Raw genomic sequence first — 15,830 nt, forward strand, 5'->3', positions numbered from 1 at the left:
CGATCAGCAGCTTCGCCGGAACCGCACGCACCGAAGTCGCCGTCGGCACCTCCAACGAGGCGTCCATGTTCGACGCCACCGCCTTCGCCGGACCGCGCAACGCGATCAGCTCGGCACCCGCCGCGTCGACCGCCGGTGCGGCCTTCGGCGCGGAGGCTGCGGGCGCGGGCGCGGCGGGGGCGGCCTTCGGCGCGGGGGCTGCGGCTGCGGGCGCGGGAGCGGCGGCCGGGGCGGCAGCGGGAGCGGGAACGGGCGCGGTGACGGCGGGCGTCACGGCGTTCCCCTCGACCGCCGCGCTCGCCGGTGCCGCCGACCCGCCGGGCTTGTAGTCGGCGAACAGGTCCTGCCAGGCCCGGTCCACCGAGCTCGGGTCCCGCAGGTACTGCTGGTACATCTCGTCGACGAGCCACTCGTTTGGGCCGAAGGCCGAAGGGCTCGAAGAGTTGACGGGCACTTCAGAGTGTGGCGACACGGCGTAGACCGCCCTCTTCCGCTTCAAGTTCCGGTTGTTGACCAAACGATACGCGCCCGCGCTCTGGCCCACGCGCGGGTGCGGCGGAAACCGGGCAACGCGCAGGTGACGCCCAAGTGGCGTGCCCGAGAAGGCGGGTGACGGATCGTGTACTTCCTTGCAGGTGGGGCGGGTGCGTCCCGGCGCAGCACGCCGGGACGCACCCGCCCCGTCCTCCGCCGGTGCCCGGTCAGGGGCGGCCGTCGTGGTGGACCCGCCGGCTGCGGATCTGCCAGTCGCCGTCGACCCGGACCAGCTCGTCGTGGCACCGGGTGCTGCGGTCCAGCACCGGGGCCCCGCCGAGCCGGACGGCGAGCAGCATCGCGTAGCTGCGGGCGTGCACCGTCCCGTCGGCGGTCGGCTCGACGACGAGCATGCCCATCCAGTGCCGGTGCCGGATGCCGTCGGCGTCGAGCTGCTGCTGGGCGCGGCGGATCACCCCGACGATCTGCTCGCGGCCGTGCGCGGGGTGCGGGTTGACGTTGTTGGAGATGGTGGCGTCCTCGGTGAAGGTCTCCACCCAGGCGTCCACCTGCCCGGCGTCGATCAGGTGCATGTGGCGGGCGTAGAAGTCCTGGATCTCCGCGTAGAGCTCCGGGTCGGCCGTCTGCTGGGACATCGGTCGGTCCTCCGTGGTGGATTCGTGGTCGTGACGGGGTCGGCCGTCGGGTGCTCGCCGGGTGCTCGTCCGGTGGTCGGTGGCTCCGCGGCCGGTCAGGAGGACGCGGCGCCGAACCAGCGGTCGAGCGCCTCCGCCAGGCCCTCGGTGCCGCCCGGCTCCGCGCAGGCCCACGCCACGTAGCCGTCCGGGCGGACGAGCAGCGCGGCCGTGCCCGGGGCCTTCGCGGGGTCGGCGAGCGTGGCGGTCAGCCGGGTGAGCCGGTCGGTCCGGCCGTCCGCCCAGGCGGCGGGCAGTGCGTCGGCGAGGTCGATCAGCAGGCCCCGGCCCGCGGCGAGCAGTTCGAGGGCGTTGACCCGGCCGTCGGGGGTGAGCAGCGGCAGCGGGGGCATCCGGCGCCCCACCAGGGCGTGCGACGGCTCGGCCGCGCCGTCCTCGCCGCCCATCGGGTAGCGGATGTCCAGGCCGGTGATCATCTCGCCGATGTAGCGGTTGACCTGGTCCAGGTCCATCAGTTCGCTGAACAGCTCGCGCAGCGGATCGATCTCCGGGGCCGGGTGCATCATCGCCAGCTGGGCGCGGGTGTTCATGCAGACCCGCTTCGCGACGGGGCGCCGCTCGGCCTCGTAGCTGTCGAGCAGGCCGTCGGGGGCCCAGCCGTTCAGGGTGCCGGCCAGCTTCCAGCCGAGGTTCAGGGCGTCCTGGATGCCGGTGTTCAACCCCTGTCCGCCGGCCGGGAAGTGGACGTGCGCGGCGTCGCCCGCCAGCAGGACGGAGCCCGTGCGGTAGCGCTCCACCAGGCGGGTGGCGTTCCCGAAGCGGGACATCCAGCGGGCCTCGCCGATGGTCAGGTCGAGGCCGGAGACCCGCTTGGCGGCCGCCGCCAACTCCTCCGTGGTCACCGGCACGTCCCGCGGGACGGGCTCGGCGTCGAACTCCACCGCGACCACCCGGTACAGCCCCTCGCCCAGCGGGATCAGGCCGAAGAGGCCGCCCTCCAGCCGCAGCAGTTCGCGGCCCGCGGGCTGCTCGCCGATCAGCTGGACGTCGCCCAGCAGCGCGTTGACCGTGGAGGCGGTGCCGGGGAAGGGCACCCCGGCGAGCTTGCGCACCGTGCTGGCGCCGCCGTCGCAGCCGGCCAGGTAGCGGCCGTCCAGCCGGTAGGCGCCGTCCGGCCCCTCGACGCCGACGGTGACCCCGTCCGGGCCCTGCTCCAGCGAGACCAGCCGGTGGCCGCGCCGGATGTCGACCCCCAGCTCCAGCGCCCGCTCGTGGAGGATCTCCTCCGTCCGGGACTGCGGGACCATCAGCGCGTAGCTGTGCTCGGCGTCGAGCTTGGTCATGTCGACCTTGCGCAGCCCGGCGAAGTGCCCCTTGGGCCACACCGGCACCTGGTTGCCGACCCGGTCCAGCAGGCCGCGCTGGTGCAGCACCTCGACCGTCCGGGAGTGCAGGCCCAGCGCCCGGGACTCCCCGCTGGGGCGCTCCAGCCGCTCCAGGACGACGGTGTCGACGCCCGCGAGCCCGAGCTCGCAGGCGAGCATCAGCCCGACCGGGCCGCCGCCCGCGATCACCACCCCGGTCACGGCTTCACCCCGACCAGCACGTAGTCGCTGCCGATGGTGCGGATGCGCCGGCCGAGCTCGACCGTGAAGCCCGCCTTCTCCAGCTGCTCCCGGCCCTCGTCCACGCCGTACTCGGAGCCGCCGGTGACCAGCGCGACCTGCAGGCTGCCGAGCAGCGAGCCGAGCTCCGGCGCGCCGTCGTCCAGCATCTGGTCGTACACGACGACGGCGCCGCCCGGCCGCAGCGCGGCGAAGGCCCGCTCCAGCAGGAAGGCCCGGCGCTCGGGCGTCCAGTCGTGCAGCACGTGCCCGAAGACCAGCACGTCCGCCGCGGGCAGCTCGTCCGCGAAGAAGTCGCCCGCGTGGAAGGTGACCTTCTCGGCGGTGCCGAGCTCCGCCATGTGCTCGTCGAACAGCGGTTCCACGGCGGGCAGTTCGAAGACGCCGCCGTGCAGGTGCGGGTGGGCGGCCACCACGGCGGCGGCGATGTGGCCGCGGGCGCCGCCGACGTCCACGAAGGACTCGTAGCGCGACCAGTCCACGACCTCGGCCAGCTGCGGGCCGACCAGCGCGTGCGCGGAGTCCATGTGCGCCAGGAAGCGCCGGGCGGCGTCCCGGTTCCGGTAGAGCCGCTCGAAGGCGTCCGGGCCGGTTGCCCCCTCCGCCTTGGGCTCGCCGTCGCGCAGCGCCTCGGTCAGCCGGGCCCACATGCCGTAGTGCCGGGCGGCGGCCGCGCGCACCGAACCGCCCAGGTAGTACGGGGAGCCGGGCAGCAGGCAGGCCGCCGCCGCCGCGCTGTTGCGGAAGACCCCGGCGGTCTCCTCCAGCAGGCCGAGGGCGACCAGCGCGCGCAGGAAGTCCGGCACCAGCCGGTGGTGCAGCCCGAGCCGCTCGGCGATCGCCGCGGAGTCCGCCGGAGCCTCGGCGAGCAGCTCGAACAGCCCGGTCTCCACCGCGCTGTTCAGGATGCGCGACTGGGCGTAGGCGGTGTTCAGCCGGCCGATCGTGATCGCTTCCTCGTACGGCACGTACGGGGTGTCGACGGTTTCAGTTCCCATCACAGACCTCCTCGGTCGTTCACCAATCGGGGGCACGCGCCCGCCCGGGGCCCGGGCGGGCGCGGTCGTTGTGGCAGCGCGTCAGCCGGCGGCCAGGCCGGGCAGCGGGTGGCCCTCGGCGCGCAGGCGGCCGGCGGCCGCGAGCAGGGCCTCCCGGTCCGCCTCCGGCCCGCGCGCCGCCGCCGGCAGCAGGGCCGTGACGGCGCTCGCGCCGCGCCGCACCCGGGCGTGCCGGCGGGCGAGACCGGCCAGGCTCTGCCCGGGCCCGGTCTCCAGCAGGAAGAAGTCACCGGACCCGAGCAGCCCGTCGAGCGCCGGACCGAACAGCACCGGGTCGACCGGGTGCCGCGCCCAGAAGTCCGGGTCGACGGCCAGCTCCGCGGTGAGCGGCGCCGCCGAGTAGGCGGACCAGAGCGGGGTGCGCGGCACGCCCAGGCGCACCCCCGCGTAGATCTCGCTGTTCACCGCGGCACCGACCGCGGGGCTGTGGAAGGCGGTGGTCGCCCGCACCTCCCGGCAGGTGCGGCCCGCCGCGCGCAGGTCGGCGGCGACCGCGGCCAGCGGCCCGGCGGAGCCGGCCAGCATCGTCTGGCGCGGCGCGTTCACCGCCCCGACCACCACGTCCTCCCGCAGGAAGGGCGCGAGTTCGGCGGCACCGGCGGCGACCGCGAGCATGCCGCCGGGCGGCAGGACGGCGAGCCGTTCGGCGCGGTCCCAGAGCACCGCGGCCGCGTCCCGGACGTCGAAGACCCCGGCGAGGACGCCGGCGGCCAGCTCCCCGACGCTGTGGCCGAGCAGCGCCACCGGCTCCAGGCCCCACGCGAGGACGGTGCGGGCCAGCGCGTGGTCCACCGCGAACAGCAGCGGCTGGGCCCGGGTCACGTGGTCGAGGGGCACTCGAGGGCGCTCCGCCAGCCAGTCGTCCCGCAGCTGCGGGCCGACCGCGCCGAGCGCGTCGAAGACGGTGTCCATCGCCTCGGTGAACACCGGCTCCCAGCCGTACAGGCCGGTGGCCATGGCGGCGTGCTGGGCACCCTGTCCGGGCAGCAGCAGCGCAACGGGGCGGGGGCCCGCCGGGGCGGACGGCCCGGGTACGGCTTCGGTCTCCGGCACGGGGTTCCCTCCTCGTCGACGGCCGGTTCCCCGGCCTCCGGGGCGCCCCGCGGCGCCCGTCCGGCACTGTTCCAGCGGAACCTTGCAATCGGCTCAAGACGGCCTCGCGAGCGGCCGGACGGCCGCCCCGGCGGGCTCCTCCAGCCGGGATCGACCGCGTGTCGACCGGCTCTCTAGCGGCACTGGGGAGATTGGCCGCGATCCACCGTCGGCCGGCCGGCCGGCGGCCCGAGCACCCGCGGAGGTCCCCATGGACGGTTACGAGACCGGCGCCCCCCTGTTCGTGGCGGGGTGCGCCTCCTGGCTCCCGCCCGCGGTCAGCGCCGAGCAGGCGGTCGCCGCGGGCGAGGTCACGGCGCGGGACGCCGCCCGCACCGGGGTGACCTCGGTGACCGTCTCCACCGGGCAGAGCGCGCCGGAGATGGCCGCGCTCGCCGCCCGCATCGCACTGCGCCGGGCGGAGTGCCCGCCGCAGGACATCGGGCTGGTGCTGCACGCGAGCCTCTACGACCAGGGGCACGACCTGTGGGCCCCGGCCTCCTACGTGCAGCGCCGGGCGCTCGGCGAACTGCCGGTGCACGCACCGGCGATGGAGGTGAAGCAGGTCTCCAACGGCGGCATGGCCTCGCTCGAACTGGCCGCGGCCTACCTGCGCGCCGGCACCGACCGACCGGCGGCCCTGCTCACCAGCGGCGACGTCTTCTGCCCGCCCGCCTTCCGGCGCTGGACGAGCGACCCGGGCACCGTCTACGCGGACGGCGGCGCCGCCCTGGTGCTCTCCCGGGAGGGCGGTTTCGCCCGCCTGCTCGGCCACTTCACCGCCTCGGAGCCCCGGTTGGAGGGCATGCACCGCGGCGACGCGCCGTTCGCCCCGGAGGCCTCCGGCCTGCGCCGGGTGGTCGACCTCGACCGCTGCAAGCGGGAGTTCCTCGCCGAAACGGGCCGGGCCGCGGCCGTGGCCTGGGTCGGCGGCGGGCAGCGCCGCACGCTCGTGGACGGCCTGGCCGCGCTCGGCCTCGACGTCGGGGGCGTCGCCCGCTTCGTCCTCCCGCACCTGGGCGGACGGCGGCTGGCCGCGACCTACTTCCAGCCCTTCGGCATCGCCCCCGAGCAGTCGACCTGGCCGTGGAGCCGGTCGATCGGCCACCTCGGCGGGGGCGACCAGTTCGCCGGCCTGGCGCACCTGGTGGAGACCAAGCAGGTCGGCCCGGGCGACCGGGTGGCCCTGGTCGGCGTGGGCGCCGGCTTCTCGTGGTCCTGCGCCGTCGTGGAGGTCCTGGCCTGCCCCGACTGGGCCGTATCGGACACCTGGGCGGACGACGCCGAGGACGCCCCCGGGGCCCGCGCGGACGGCTGAGCACCGCCGCGGAACGGGACGGGCCGGGCCGCGGGCCGGGCCCGTCCGGCCCGACCGGACGCACGCGCCCGGGTACGCCGGTACGCCGGACCGCCCTCTGCCCAGGGCCGGTCCGGCCGTTGCTGCTCGTCGCCGCTGGTTGCCGCTCGTTGCCGTCCGCCCCGCCGCCTCCCGGCGGCCGTGCGCAACGCGGGCCGTGCGCAACGCGGGCCGTACGCAACGCGGGCCGTGCGCAACGCGGGCCGTACGCAACGCGGGCCGTACGCAACGCGGGCCGTACGCAACGCGGGCCGCCTCCCGGCGGCCGGTGCGCTCGCGGCAGCGGTCAGGAAGCGACCGCGTGCCCCGCGAAGCGGTCCAGTAGCAGGGTGCGGCTGCGCCGTTCCGCGTCCAGGGCGGGATCCGAGACGATGATCGCCTGGTGCAGCCGGTACATCCTGGCCGAGGGCTCCAGGCCCAGCTCGTCGATGAAACGGCTCCGCAGCCGCTGGTGCACGTCGAGCGCGTGCGGTTTGCGCCCGGAGCGGTAGAGCGCCAGCATCAGCTGGGCGTGCAGGTTCTCGTGCAGCGGGAACTCGCCGACGAGCGAGGTGAGTTCGCTGATCAGCTCGTGGTGGCGGCCGAGCCGCAGGTCCGCCTCGATGCGCTGTTCGAGCGCGACGATGCGGCTCTCCTGCAGGCGCAGCGCCTCGACCTCCAGCAGTGGCCCTAACTGGACGCCGCAGAGCGCCGGCCCGCGCCACAGGGCGAGGGCGGCCCGCAGGGTCGACGAGGCGCGCTCGTCCTCCCCCCGGGCGAGCGCCTGCCGCCCCTCCGTGCAGAGCCGGTCGAAGGCGTGCAGGTCGAGTCCGCCGCTGTTGCGCAGCTGGTAGCCCCCCGGGCAGGTGACGAGCTGCGCCTTCGCGCTGGCCATCGAACCACCGGCGGCCCGCATCAACTGCTTCCGCAGCAGGAGTATGTAGGTCTGGATCGTGGTGGACGCGCTGACGGGCGCCTCCTCGTCCCACAGCTCCCGCTTGAGCGCGGAGGACGGAACGATCTGGTTGGCGTGCAGCACGAGCAGGGTCAGGACCTTGCGCGGCTTGGGAGCGGTCGGCGCGATGGCCATTCCGTTGAGTTCAACCTCAAGCGGTCCGAGGACGCGAGCAAACACAGGACATCCTTTACTAGGAATCTACTCCTGGACAACGGCCGCAGCTCGGGCCGATATCACCGGTGTGGGCGGCGACCATCCAGAAAAAGCACACCTGGGACGAACCTATTCCCCCCCTGGTTATCCGACCGACGAATCAGTCGTCAATAGCGGAAAGTCACTGCCGGCCGCCCCGTTGCGGCAGCATTTGACTCGCAGCCAGGAACGTTATAGGAGGGCCGCGCGACTGTCCAGGGCGAAAATCACAGCCCTCGAGCGACGGCCTGGTTAAAGAATTGGTAAAAATACCTGCTCGCAAGGTTTCGTCCGCTAGTCAATCAACTTCGATCACTCCCGGTGACCAGTCGGATCCCCACAGTAAAGAACCTCGCTCGTGACCGCTCTAGGCGCCCTCAAGGGTTCCTCTAGGCCCGACCGAGATTCTCGACCAGAGCAGCCGGGGGAGCTCCGGACGAAATCGCGCTCCACAGACCCGCATTCCGCCGAGGAGTGTCCAATGAATCGAAGAGTAGTCGTGACCGGAATAGGTGTGATGGCACCTGGTGGTTCAGGGGTGGAGGAATTCTGGGACCTGATCTCGTCCGGCCGTACCGCGACCCGCCCGATAACCGCGTTCGACGCCACGGGCTACCGCTCCAGGATCGCCGCCGAATGCGATTTCGACCCGCTCGCACACGGTCTCACTCCGCGCGAGGTGCGACGGATGGACCGCGCGGCGCAGCTGGCCACGGCCGCCACCCGCGAAGCGCTGCGGAATAGCGGGATCGCCGAGGCCGGCATCGCCCCGCACCGCATCGGCGTCTCGCTGGGCAGCGCGGTCGGCTGCAGCGTCAGCCTGGAGGAGGAGTACGCCGTCGTGAGCGATTCTGGCCGAAAATGGCTGGTCGACCACGCGTACACCTCGCCCCACCTCTTCAACTACTTCGTCCCCGGCTCGCTGGCCGCCGAGGTGGCCTGGGCGGGCGGCGCCGAGGGGCCCGCCGCCGTCATCAGCGACGGCTGCACCTCGGGGCTGGACGCCCTGGGACACGCCGCCGACCTGATCCGGGAGGGCACCGTCGACGTCGTGCTGGCCGGCGGGACGGACGCCCCGATCAGCCCGATCACCGTCGCCTGCTTCGACGCGATCAAGGCCACGACGCCGCGCAACGACGACCCCGAGCACGCCTCCCGGCCCTTCGACCGGACCCGCAACGGCTTCGTGCTCGCCGAGGGCGCCGCGGTCCTGGTCCTGGAGGAGTACGAGCACGCCCGGCGGCGCGGCGCCCGGATCCTCGCCGAGTTCGCCGGCTTCGGGACGCGCAGCAACGCCTACCACATGACCGGACTGCGCACCGACGGCCGGGAGATGGCCGAGGCCATCCGCATCGCGCTGGAGCAGGGCCGGGTCGCCCCCGAGTCCATCGGCTACGTGAACGCGCACGGCTCCGGCACCAAGCAGAACGACATCCACGAGACCTCCGCCGTCAAGCGCTCACTGGGCGAGCACGCCCGGCAGACCCCGATGAGCTCCATCAAGTCGATGGTCGGGCACTCCCTCGGCGCGATCGGCGCCATCGAGGTCGCGGCCTGCGTCCTGGCCATGCAGCACGACCTGCTGCCCCCGACCGCCAACCTGCACGAGCCCGACCCGGCCTGCGACCTCGACTACATCCCGAACACCGCCCGGGAGAAGCGCGTCGACGCCGTGCTGAGCATCGGCAGCGGCTTCGGCGGTTTCCAGAGCGCCGTCGTGCTCACCCGACCCGAGAGGACCGCGGCATGACCGGGAAGGCGGTGGTGACCGGCCTGGGCGTGATCGCCCCCAACGGCGTCGGCACCAAGGAGTACTGGACCGCACTGCTGCGCGGCCACAGCGGGATCCGCCCGATCGAGCGCTTCGACCCCTCCGGCTACCCCACCCGGCTGGCCGGAGAGGTCCCGGAGGACGCCTTCTCGGCCGCCGACCACGTCCCCCGGCGGCTGCTCCCGCAGACCGACCGGGTGACCCGGATGGCGCTGGCCGCCACCGACTGGGCCTTCGCGGACGCCGCCGTCGACCCGGCCGACCTGCCGGACTTCGAGATGGGCGTGGCCACCGCCAACTCCGCCGGCGGGTACGAGTTCGGCCAGCGCGAGCTCCAGAACCTCTGGGGCTCCGGCCCGGAGTACGTCAGCGCCTACCAGTCCTTCGCCTGGTTCTACGCGGTGAACACCGGCCAGATCTCCATCCGCAACGGCCTGCGCGGCCCCAGCGCCGCCCTGGTCACCGAGCAGGCCGGCGGACTCGACGCCCTCGGCCACTCCCGCCGCTCGATCCGCAAGGGCACCGCGCTGATGGTCAGCGGCGCGATGGACAGCTCGCTCTGCCCGTGGGGCTGGATCGCCCACCAGTCCACCGGCCTGCTCAGCACCCGCCCCGACCCCGAGCAGGCCTACCTGCCCTTCTCCGAGCTGGCCTGCGGCCACCTGCCCGGCGAGGGGGGCGCCATCCTCGTCCTGGAGGAGGCCGGGCGGGTCCGCGACCGGATCGCCCGGGGCGCCACCACCCAGGTCTACGGCGAGATCGCCGGCTACGCCGCCACCTTCGACCCGCCGCCGGACTCCGACCGCCCGGACACCCTCCGGCGCGCCGCCGAACTCGCCCTGGCGGACGCGGGCGCGGAGCCCGGCGAGGTCGACGTGGTCTTCGCCGACGCCGCCGGGAACCCGGCGGCGGACGAGGCCGAGGCCCGGGCCCTGCGCGAGCTCTTCGGCGAGCGCGGCGTCCCGGTCGCCGCGCCGAAGGCCCTCACCGGCCGGCTCGGCTCCGGCGGCGCCGCGCTCGACGTCGCCACCGCCCTGCTCAGCCTGCGCGACCAGGTCATCCCCCCGGCCGGGCCGGTGACCGCGGCCGCCGACCGGCACGGCATCGACCTGGTCGTCGGCGCCCCCCGGTCCGCCCGGCTGCGCACCGCGCTGGTGCTGGCCCGCGGCCACGGCGGCTTCAACAGCGCCCTCGTACTCCGGACGCCCGCATGACGCGGGAATCCGGCACCACCGACGAACGGAGTGAACCCATGAGTGAGGCCGTGCAGGAACCGCTGTCCCTGGAGGACCTGGTCACCGTCCTGCGCGAGAGCGCCGGCGAGGACGAGGAGGTCGACCTGAGCGGCGACATCGCGGACGTCCCGTTCAGCGACCTCGGCTACGACTCGCTGGCCCTGCTGGAGACGGCCGGCCGGGTCCAGCGCCAGTACGGGATCGTCCTGGACGACGAGGCGATGGCCGCGGCCGAGACCCCGCGGCTCTTCCTGACCGCCGTCAACGAGGTGCTCTGCGGCGCCGCGTCGAACGCGGGCTGACCACCGGCTGACCACCGACCGGCCACCGGCCGGGAGCCGGCCCGCTCCGGGGCGGCGGGGTGCGGCGCTGCCGCCCGTTGCGGTACCACCGCACCCCGCGCAACCCTGGCGTGTCCCCGCTGGAATACTTGACGGGCTATCAACTGCCGTCCTGTCTAACCGATGAAGGTCTGATGTCCTACCTCCTCCACATCGACTCCTCCGCGATGAGCACCGGCTCCGTCTCCCGCCAGGTGGCCGAGACCTTCCTCACCACCTGGCAGCAGGAGCACCCCGCCGGGCGCGTGGTCCACCGCGACCTCGGCGCCGCGCCGGTGCCGCACCTGAGCGCCGACGGGATCACCGCCCGCTTCGTCGACCCGGCCGCCCGCACCCCCGCCCAGGCCGAGGCGATGGCGCTGCAGGAGGAGCTGGTCGACGAGCTCCTCGGCGCCGGGGCCTACCTGTTCACCGTGCCGATGTACAACATGTCGATCCCCTCGACCTTCAAGGCCTGGCTCGACCAGATCATGATCTCGGGCCGCACCATCGGCACGAAGGACCTGCCGACCGCCGGGCGTCCCGCGGTCGTCGTCGCCAGCCGCGGCGGCGCCTACGGCGAGGGCACCCCGCGGGCCGGCTGGGACCACGCGGTGCCGTTCCTGACCACCGCGCTGGGCGGCATGCTCGGCCTGGAGGTCGAGTTCGTCGTCCCCGAGCTGACGATGGCCGCCCGCAACCCGGCGATGGCCGAGCTGCGCCCGGCGGCGGACGCCTCGCGCGCCCGTGCGCACGAGGAGGCGGGCCTGCACGCCCAGAAGATCGCCGCGCGCCTGCTGGAGGTCTGACCGCCGCGGGTGCCCCGGGCCTCCCGCCCGGGGCACCCGCGCACGCCCGGTCAGACCTCCAGCACGACCTTGCCGACCTGGGCACCGGACTCGACCACCCGGTGCGCCTCGGCCGCGTCGGTGATCGGCAGGACGCGGTCGACCACCGGACGGACCGCGCCCGCCTCGACCAGCGGCCAGACGTGCTCCCGGACGGCCGCGACGATGGCGGCCTTCTCCCCGAGCGGGCGGCCGCGCAGGTTGGTGGCGACCAGCGCCGCGCGCTTGCCGAGCAGGGTGGCGAGGTTGACCTCGGCCTTGGCACCGCCCTGCAGGCCGATCACCACCAGGCGCCCGTTGACGGCCAGCGCGTCGATGTTCCGCTGCAGGTACTTGGCGCCGATGATGTCGAGGACGACGTCGGCCCCGCCGAGCGCGGCGACCTCCGCGACGAAGTCCTGCCGGTGGTAGTCGATCAGCAGGTCCGCGCCGAGCTCGGCGCAGCGGGCGAGCTTCTCGGGGCTGCCCGCGGTGACCGCGACCCGGGCGCCGACGGCCTTGGCGAGCTGGATCGCCATGGTGCCGATGCCGCTGGCTCCGCCGTGCAGCAGGACGGTCTCGCCGGGGCGCAGGTGGGCGACCTGGAACACGTTGGACCACACCGTGCAGGCCACCTCGGGCAGCGCCGCGGCCTGCTGGGCCGTCAACCCCTTCGGCACCGGCAGCAGTTGACCGGCCGGAACGGCGACCTGCTGCGCGTACCCGCCGCCCGCGAGCAGCGCGCAGACCTCGTCGCCGACCGCCCAGCCGGCCACCCCGGGGCCGAGCGCGGTGATCCGGCCCGCGCACTCCAGGCCGGGGTACGGCGAACTACCGGGCGGCGGGTCGTAGAAGCCCTGGCGCTGCAACAGGTCGGCCCGGTTGACCGCGGTGGCGGCGACCTCGACCAGCACTTCGCCGGCCGCCGGGACGGGATCGGGGACCTCGGCCCAGACCAGCCGCTCGGGGCCGCCGGGCTCGGGAATCGTGATGGCTCGCATGGCCGCCACGCTACGCCCCCGCCCCTCCCGCCCCCCGGCCCCCTCGCCGTCACCGCGGTCACCGCCGTCACCGCGGTCACCGCGGTCACCGCCCCCGTCGACCTCCCCACCGTCACCGCCGGTGTCAACGGACAGACCGTCAGGGTCCGCGGCTCCGGGACGACAGGGTGGCGACACTCCGGCCCCGCCGTCCCCGGGCGCCGCCCGCACCCCGCATCCTTGTGCCTGTGCCGAACTCCGAACCTCCCCACGACACGGGTGCCCGGCCGTCCCGTCTGACGCTCAGTCGCTTCCGGGACCCGGGCACCGACACCATCGACCCCACCCGCCGGATCGCCCTCCCGGCCCGGCAGACCCGCCCGCCGACGCGCCAGGTCGCCCGCCGCCTGCTGCTGGCCCTGGGCGTGCTGGTGGCCACCACGCTGATCGTGTACGCGGACCACGCGGGCTACAACGACAACGCGGACTCCTCGGTCAGCCTCCTCGACTCGGCGTACTACGCCACCGTCACCCTCTCCACCACCGGGTACGGCGACATCACCCCGGTGAGCGACGGCGCGCGGCTGGTGAACATCTTCGTGATCACCCCGCTGCGCGTGCTCTTCCTCATCATCCTGGTCGGCACGACTCTCGAAGTGCTCACCGAACGCACCCGCCTGCAGTGGCGGATCGAACGCTGGAGGAACACCGTGCGGGACCACACCGTCGTCATCGGCTACGGCACCAAGGGCCGCAGCGCCGTGGACACCCTGCTCGGGCAGGGCGTCCCGAAGGACTCCATCGTGGTGGTCGACCCGCAGGCCAAGGCGATCGACCAGGCCACCCACGACGGACTGGTCGGCGTGCTCGGCGACGCCACCCGGGCCGCGACCCTGATCCGGGCCGAACTGCCGCGCGCCGCCCAGGTGGTGGTCGCCCCCGAGCGCGACGACACCGCCGCCCTGATCACCCTGACCGCCCGCCAGCTGAACCGGGGCGCCACCGTGGTCGCCGCCGTCCGCGAGGACGAGAACGCCCCGCTGCTGCGGCAGAGCGGCGCGGACGTGGTGGTCACCTCGTCCAGCTCCGCGGGCCGACTGCTCGGCATGTCGATGCTCAGCCCGAACGCGGGCTCGGTGATGGAGGACCTGCTGACCTACGGCAACGGCCTGGACGTCGCCGAGCGCCCGGTCACCAAGGCCGAGGCCGGGCGCAGCCCGCGCGAACTGGACGACCTGGTGGTGGCGGTGGTCCGCGGCCGCCGGGTGCTCAACTACACCGAGCCGGAGGCCGCGACCCTGCAGCTCACCGACCGCCTGATCGTCATCAAGCCGGCCACCCCGGTCACCCACTGACGCCCCGGAAGCCCGGAAGCCCGGAAGCCCCGGTTCCACGTGGAACCGGGGCTTCGACATCGGTGGAGGCGGACCGCCCGGTTCCACGTGGAACATCCCGCTCGGACCTCGGACCTCGGACCTCAGGCCTCAAGCCTCAGGCCTCGGACCTCAGGCCTCAGGTCGACGGCAGCGCCAGCACCTCGGCGTACTCCCCCGCCGCCAGGCCGCCGGGCGGGACGACCGCCAGCGCCTCGGCCCGGGCCAGGCCGCGCAGCATCGCCGGGCCGTCGTGCGGCAGCGGGGCCAGCCCGGCGGCGGTGCGGCGCACCGGGTGCAGCCGGGTGTCGACGGGGTGGCCGGGCAGCGCGGCGGCCAGCGGCTCGGCGGGGCCGACGGCCGGGGCGGTGCGGCCGGACAGCGCGTGCAGCAGCGGCAGGGCCAGCGTGAGGGTGCCCGCCACGGCGGCCAGCGGGTTGCCGGGCAGGCCCACCAGGTGGCGCCCGCCGGGCAGCGCCGCCAGCAGCATCGGGTGCCCGGGCCGCACCGCCACCCCGTCCACCAGCGGGTGCCCGCCGGTCGCCTCCAGCGCGGCGTGCAGGTAGTCCACCGGCCCGGCGGCGGTCCCGCCGGTGGTGAGCACCAGGTCCGCGGGCGAGTGCCGGATCGCGTCCCGCAGCAGCCCGAAGTCGTCCCGGACGTGGCGGCTGCCCAGCAGTTCGGCCCCGGCCCCGGCCAGCCACGGCGGCAGCAGCGGGCCCAGCGCGTCCCGCACCCGCCCCGGCCCGGGCAGCCCGGCCACCAGCAGCTCGTCGCCCAGCACCAGCAGCTCGACGGTCGGCCGCCGGTGCACCGCCAGCCGGTCGTGCCCGGCCGCGGCGGCCAGCCCGAGCACCGCCGGGGTCACCGGCAGCCCGGCGGACAGCAACTCCTCGCCCCGGCCGCACTCCTGGCCGCGCGGCCGGACGTCCTGACCGGGCGCCACCTCGCCGCGCAGCTGGGCGGCGCCGTCCGGGAGTTCGGTGAGCGCGCCGTGCTCGCGCCGGAGCACCCCGGTGGCCCCGGGCGGCAGTTGGGCACCGGTGGCGATCTCCACCGCCGCACCGTCCGCCAGCGGCGCGCAGGACTGGCCCGCCAGCACCCGGCCGGACAGCCGCCACGGACCCGGACCGGCCACCGCCCAGCCGTCCATCGCCGAGGTGTCGAAGGCCGGCAGGTCGGTGAGCGCCGCCAGCGGCTCGGCGAGCGTCCGACCGGCCGCCGCCGCCAGCTCCACCCGCTCCACCGGCAGCGGCCGGGCCGCGGCCCGCGCCGCCTGCCGGGCCGCCGGCCACGGACACCCGCGCAGGGTGGGCGCCCCGGAAGTCACCCTGACCTCCTCCGCCCGCTCCGCCGCCGCCCGGCTCATCGCCCGTCCGCCCCGTCGGCACCGTCGGCCTCCGCGGCCCAGCGCTCGGCCAGCGCCGTCACCCTGGCGTTCGCCGCGGCCACCGCCGCCGCCCCGCCACCACCCGCGGCCGCCGCGTAGCCGACCAGGAACGCGGTGAGCGGCGCGGCCGGGCGCTCGACGCCGTGCGCGACCACCCGGGTCATGTCCAGCAGCCCCCGGACGTCCACCGCCAGGTCCACACCCAGCTCGGCAGCGGCCGCGGCCATCCAGTCGTCCAATGTGCGCTCCATGACGCCATGCTGCCCGATCCGACCCCCGGCAAGCCGCTTTCCCCGGTGAGCACCGCGGTTCGTTTCGCTCACCACCCGCCCCGCCCCGCCGTGAGACGCCCGCACGGAAGCCCCGCCGGGGGCCCGCGCTGCTGACGAGCCCCGTCAGGGGCGCGGGGGTCGCCGGGGCGGGGCTCGCCGCGGGCTGGGTCCGGTTGCCGGGGTCAGGTTTCCGGGTTCGGCACCGTGGAGCGGGGCGGGACGTGCTTCGCCCCGGCGGCTGCGGAGGCCGTCGGGGCGGAGAGGGGGTTGG

General features: G+C 75.0%; 15 protein-coding genes. 6 read left to right on the forward strand and 9 right to left on the reverse strand.

Features of this window, described 5'->3' with window-relative positions; genetic code table 11:
- The 5 genes from OO57_RS39620 to OO57_RS21080 all read right to left on the reverse strand — a co-directional run.
- Nucleotides 1-472 (reverse strand): 2-oxoglutarate dehydrogenase E1 subunit family protein (locus tag OO57_RS39620; RefSeq protein ID WP_418909903.1); only part of this gene is annotated, 472 nt, incomplete at its 3' end.
- A gap of 229 nt (nucleotides 473-701) precedes the next feature.
- The gene (locus OO57_RS21065) at nucleotides 702-1,130 is read right to left on the reverse strand and encodes a nuclear transport factor 2 family protein (RefSeq protein WP_033254136.1); all 429 of its coding nucleotides are present in this window, start codon (nucleotides 1,128-1,130) and stop codon (nucleotides 702-704) included.
- Between the two features lie 95 nt (nucleotides 1,131-1,225).
- Nucleotides 1,226-2,716, reverse strand: coding sequence for an FAD-dependent monooxygenase (locus tag OO57_RS21070; RefSeq protein ID WP_033254137.1), 1,491 nt, complete (start codon nucleotides 2,714-2,716; stop codon nucleotides 1,226-1,228).
- A complete protein-coding gene (locus tag OO57_RS21075; protein WP_051778029.1) occupies nucleotides 2,713-3,753 on the reverse strand; it encodes a methyltransferase in 1,041 nt (346 codons plus the stop codon). The genes OO57_RS21070 and OO57_RS21075 overlap by 4 nt, the downstream gene beginning before the upstream one ends.
- An 81-nt stretch (nucleotides 3,754-3,834) precedes the next feature.
- Nucleotides 3,835-4,866: an acyltransferase domain-containing protein gene (locus OO57_RS21080; protein WP_033254138.1), complete on the reverse strand. Its 1,032-nt coding sequence runs from the start codon at nucleotides 4,864-4,866 to the stop codon at nucleotides 3,835-3,837.
- A gap of 250 nt (nucleotides 4,867-5,116) precedes the next feature.
- On the opposite strand from OO57_RS21080, the gene OO57_RS21085 reads away from it, so the two are divergent.
- Nucleotides 5,117-6,223: a ketoacyl-ACP synthase III family protein gene (locus OO57_RS21085; RefSeq protein ID WP_051778030.1), complete on the forward strand. Its 1,107-nt coding sequence runs from the start codon at nucleotides 5,117-5,119 to the stop codon at nucleotides 6,221-6,223.
- 325 nt (nucleotides 6,224-6,548) lie between these two features.
- On the opposite strand, the gene OO57_RS21090 is transcribed toward OO57_RS21085, so the two are convergent.
- Complete coding sequence (locus OO57_RS21090) at nucleotides 6,549-7,331, reverse strand: AfsR/SARP family transcriptional regulator (RefSeq protein WP_051778031.1); 783 nt, start codon at nucleotides 7,329-7,331, stop codon at nucleotides 6,549-6,551.
- Nucleotides 7,332-7,872: 541 nt separating this feature from the next.
- Here OO57_RS21090 and OO57_RS21095 point away from each other — a divergent pair.
- The 4 genes from OO57_RS21095 to OO57_RS21110 all read left to right on the forward strand — a co-directional run bounded on the left by OO57_RS21095 (nucleotide 7,873) and on the right by OO57_RS21110 (nucleotide 11,526).
- Nucleotides 7,873-9,141 carry a beta-ketoacyl-[acyl-carrier-protein] synthase family protein gene (locus tag OO57_RS21095; protein WP_033254140.1) on the forward strand — a complete coding sequence of 423 codons (1,269 nt, stop codon included), beginning with the start codon at nucleotides 7,873-7,875 and terminating at the stop codon, nucleotides 9,139-9,141.
- Nucleotides 9,138-10,376 carry a ketosynthase chain-length factor gene (locus tag OO57_RS21100; RefSeq protein ID WP_033254141.1) on the forward strand — a complete coding sequence of 413 codons (1,239 nt, stop codon included), beginning with the start codon at nucleotides 9,138-9,140 and terminating at the stop codon, nucleotides 10,374-10,376. Before OO57_RS21095 ends, OO57_RS21100 begins: the two co-directional genes overlap by 4 nt.
- A gap of 38 nt (nucleotides 10,377-10,414) precedes the next feature.
- Nucleotides 10,415-10,699 carry an acyl carrier protein gene (locus OO57_RS21105; protein WP_033254142.1) on the forward strand — a complete coding sequence of 95 codons (285 nt, stop codon included), beginning with the start codon at nucleotides 10,415-10,417 and terminating at the stop codon, nucleotides 10,697-10,699.
- A gap of 173 nt (nucleotides 10,700-10,872) precedes the next feature.
- Nucleotides 10,873-11,526 carry an FMN-dependent NADH-azoreductase gene (locus tag OO57_RS21110; protein ID WP_033254143.1) on the forward strand — a complete coding sequence of 218 codons (654 nt, stop codon included), beginning with the start codon at nucleotides 10,873-10,875 and terminating at the stop codon, nucleotides 11,524-11,526.
- 50 nt (nucleotides 11,527-11,576) lie between these two features.
- Here the strand turns inward: OO57_RS21110 and OO57_RS21115 are convergent, their stop codons facing one another.
- Entirely contained in the window at nucleotides 11,577-12,545 is a 969-nt protein-coding gene (locus OO57_RS21115) for an NAD(P)H-quinone oxidoreductase (protein WP_033254144.1), read from the reverse strand.
- A gap of 275 nt (nucleotides 12,546-12,820) precedes the next feature.
- Here OO57_RS21115 and OO57_RS21120 point away from each other — a divergent pair, with 275 nt between their 5' ends.
- Nucleotides 12,821-13,879: an NAD-binding protein gene (locus tag OO57_RS21120; RefSeq protein WP_051778049.1), complete on the forward strand. Its 1,059-nt coding sequence runs from the start codon at nucleotides 12,821-12,823 to the stop codon at nucleotides 13,877-13,879.
- Between the two features lie 157 nt (nucleotides 13,880-14,036).
- On the opposite strand, the gene OO57_RS21125 is transcribed toward OO57_RS21120, so the two are convergent.
- Nucleotides 14,037-15,266 carry a molybdopterin molybdotransferase MoeA gene (locus OO57_RS21125; protein WP_199811295.1) on the reverse strand — a complete coding sequence of 410 codons (1,230 nt, stop codon included), beginning with the start codon at nucleotides 15,264-15,266 and terminating at the stop codon, nucleotides 14,037-14,039.
- Nucleotides 15,263-15,538, reverse strand: a complete 276-nt coding sequence (locus OO57_RS21130) for a DUF6457 domain-containing protein (RefSeq protein ID WP_033254146.1) — start codon at nucleotides 15,536-15,538, stop codon at nucleotides 15,263-15,265. Before OO57_RS21130 ends, OO57_RS21125 begins: the two co-directional genes overlap by 4 nt.
- Nucleotides 15,539-15,830 lie beyond the last annotated feature (292 nt).

This window comes from Kitasatospora phosalacinea (assembly GCF_000717185.1).
GTDB classification, from domain to species: domain Bacteria; phylum Actinomycetota; class Actinomycetes; order Streptomycetales; family Streptomycetaceae; genus Kitasatospora; species Kitasatospora phosalacinea_A.

What these genes read in the sequence shown, in the direction of transcription:
- OO57_RS21065 (WP_033254136.1), bottom strand. Translation starts at nt 1,130, where the DNA reads ATGTCCCAGCAGACGGCCGACCCGGAGCTCTACGCGGAGATCCAGGAC.
- OO57_RS21105 (WP_033254142.1), top strand. Translation starts at nt 10,415, where the DNA reads ATGAGTGAGGCCGTGCAGGAACCGCTGTCCCTGGAGGACCTGGTCACC.
- OO57_RS21110 (WP_033254143.1), top strand. Translation starts at nt 10,873, where the DNA reads ATGTCCTACCTCCTCCACATCGACTCCTCCGCGATGAGCACCGGCTCC.
- OO57_RS21090 (WP_051778031.1), bottom strand. Translation starts at nt 7,331, where the DNA reads ATGGCCATCGCGCCGACCGCTCCCAAGCCGCGCAAGGTCCTGACCCTG.
- OO57_RS21115 (WP_033254144.1), bottom strand. Translation starts at nt 12,545, where the DNA reads ATGCGAGCCATCACGATTCCCGAGCCCGGCGGCCCCGAGCGGCTGGTC.
- OO57_RS21085 (WP_051778030.1), top strand. Translation starts at nt 5,117, where the DNA reads ATGGACGGTTACGAGACCGGCGCCCCCCTGTTCGTGGCGGGGTGCGCC.
- OO57_RS21075 (WP_051778029.1), bottom strand. Translation starts at nt 3,753, where the DNA reads ATGGGAACTGAAACCGTCGACACCCCGTACGTGCCGTACGAGGAAGCG.
- OO57_RS21095 (WP_033254140.1), top strand. Translation starts at nt 7,873, where the DNA reads ATGAATCGAAGAGTAGTCGTGACCGGAATAGGTGTGATGGCACCTGGT.
- OO57_RS21125 (WP_199811295.1), bottom strand. Translation starts at nt 15,266, where the DNA reads ATGAGCCGGGCGGCGGCGGAGCGGGCGGAGGAGGTCAGGGTGACTTCC.
- OO57_RS21130 (WP_033254146.1), bottom strand. Translation starts at nt 15,538, where the DNA reads ATGGAGCGCACATTGGACGACTGGATGGCCGCGGCCGCTGCCGAGCTG.
- OO57_RS21100 (WP_033254141.1), top strand. Translation starts at nt 9,138, where the DNA reads ATGACCGGGAAGGCGGTGGTGACCGGCCTGGGCGTGATCGCCCCCAAC.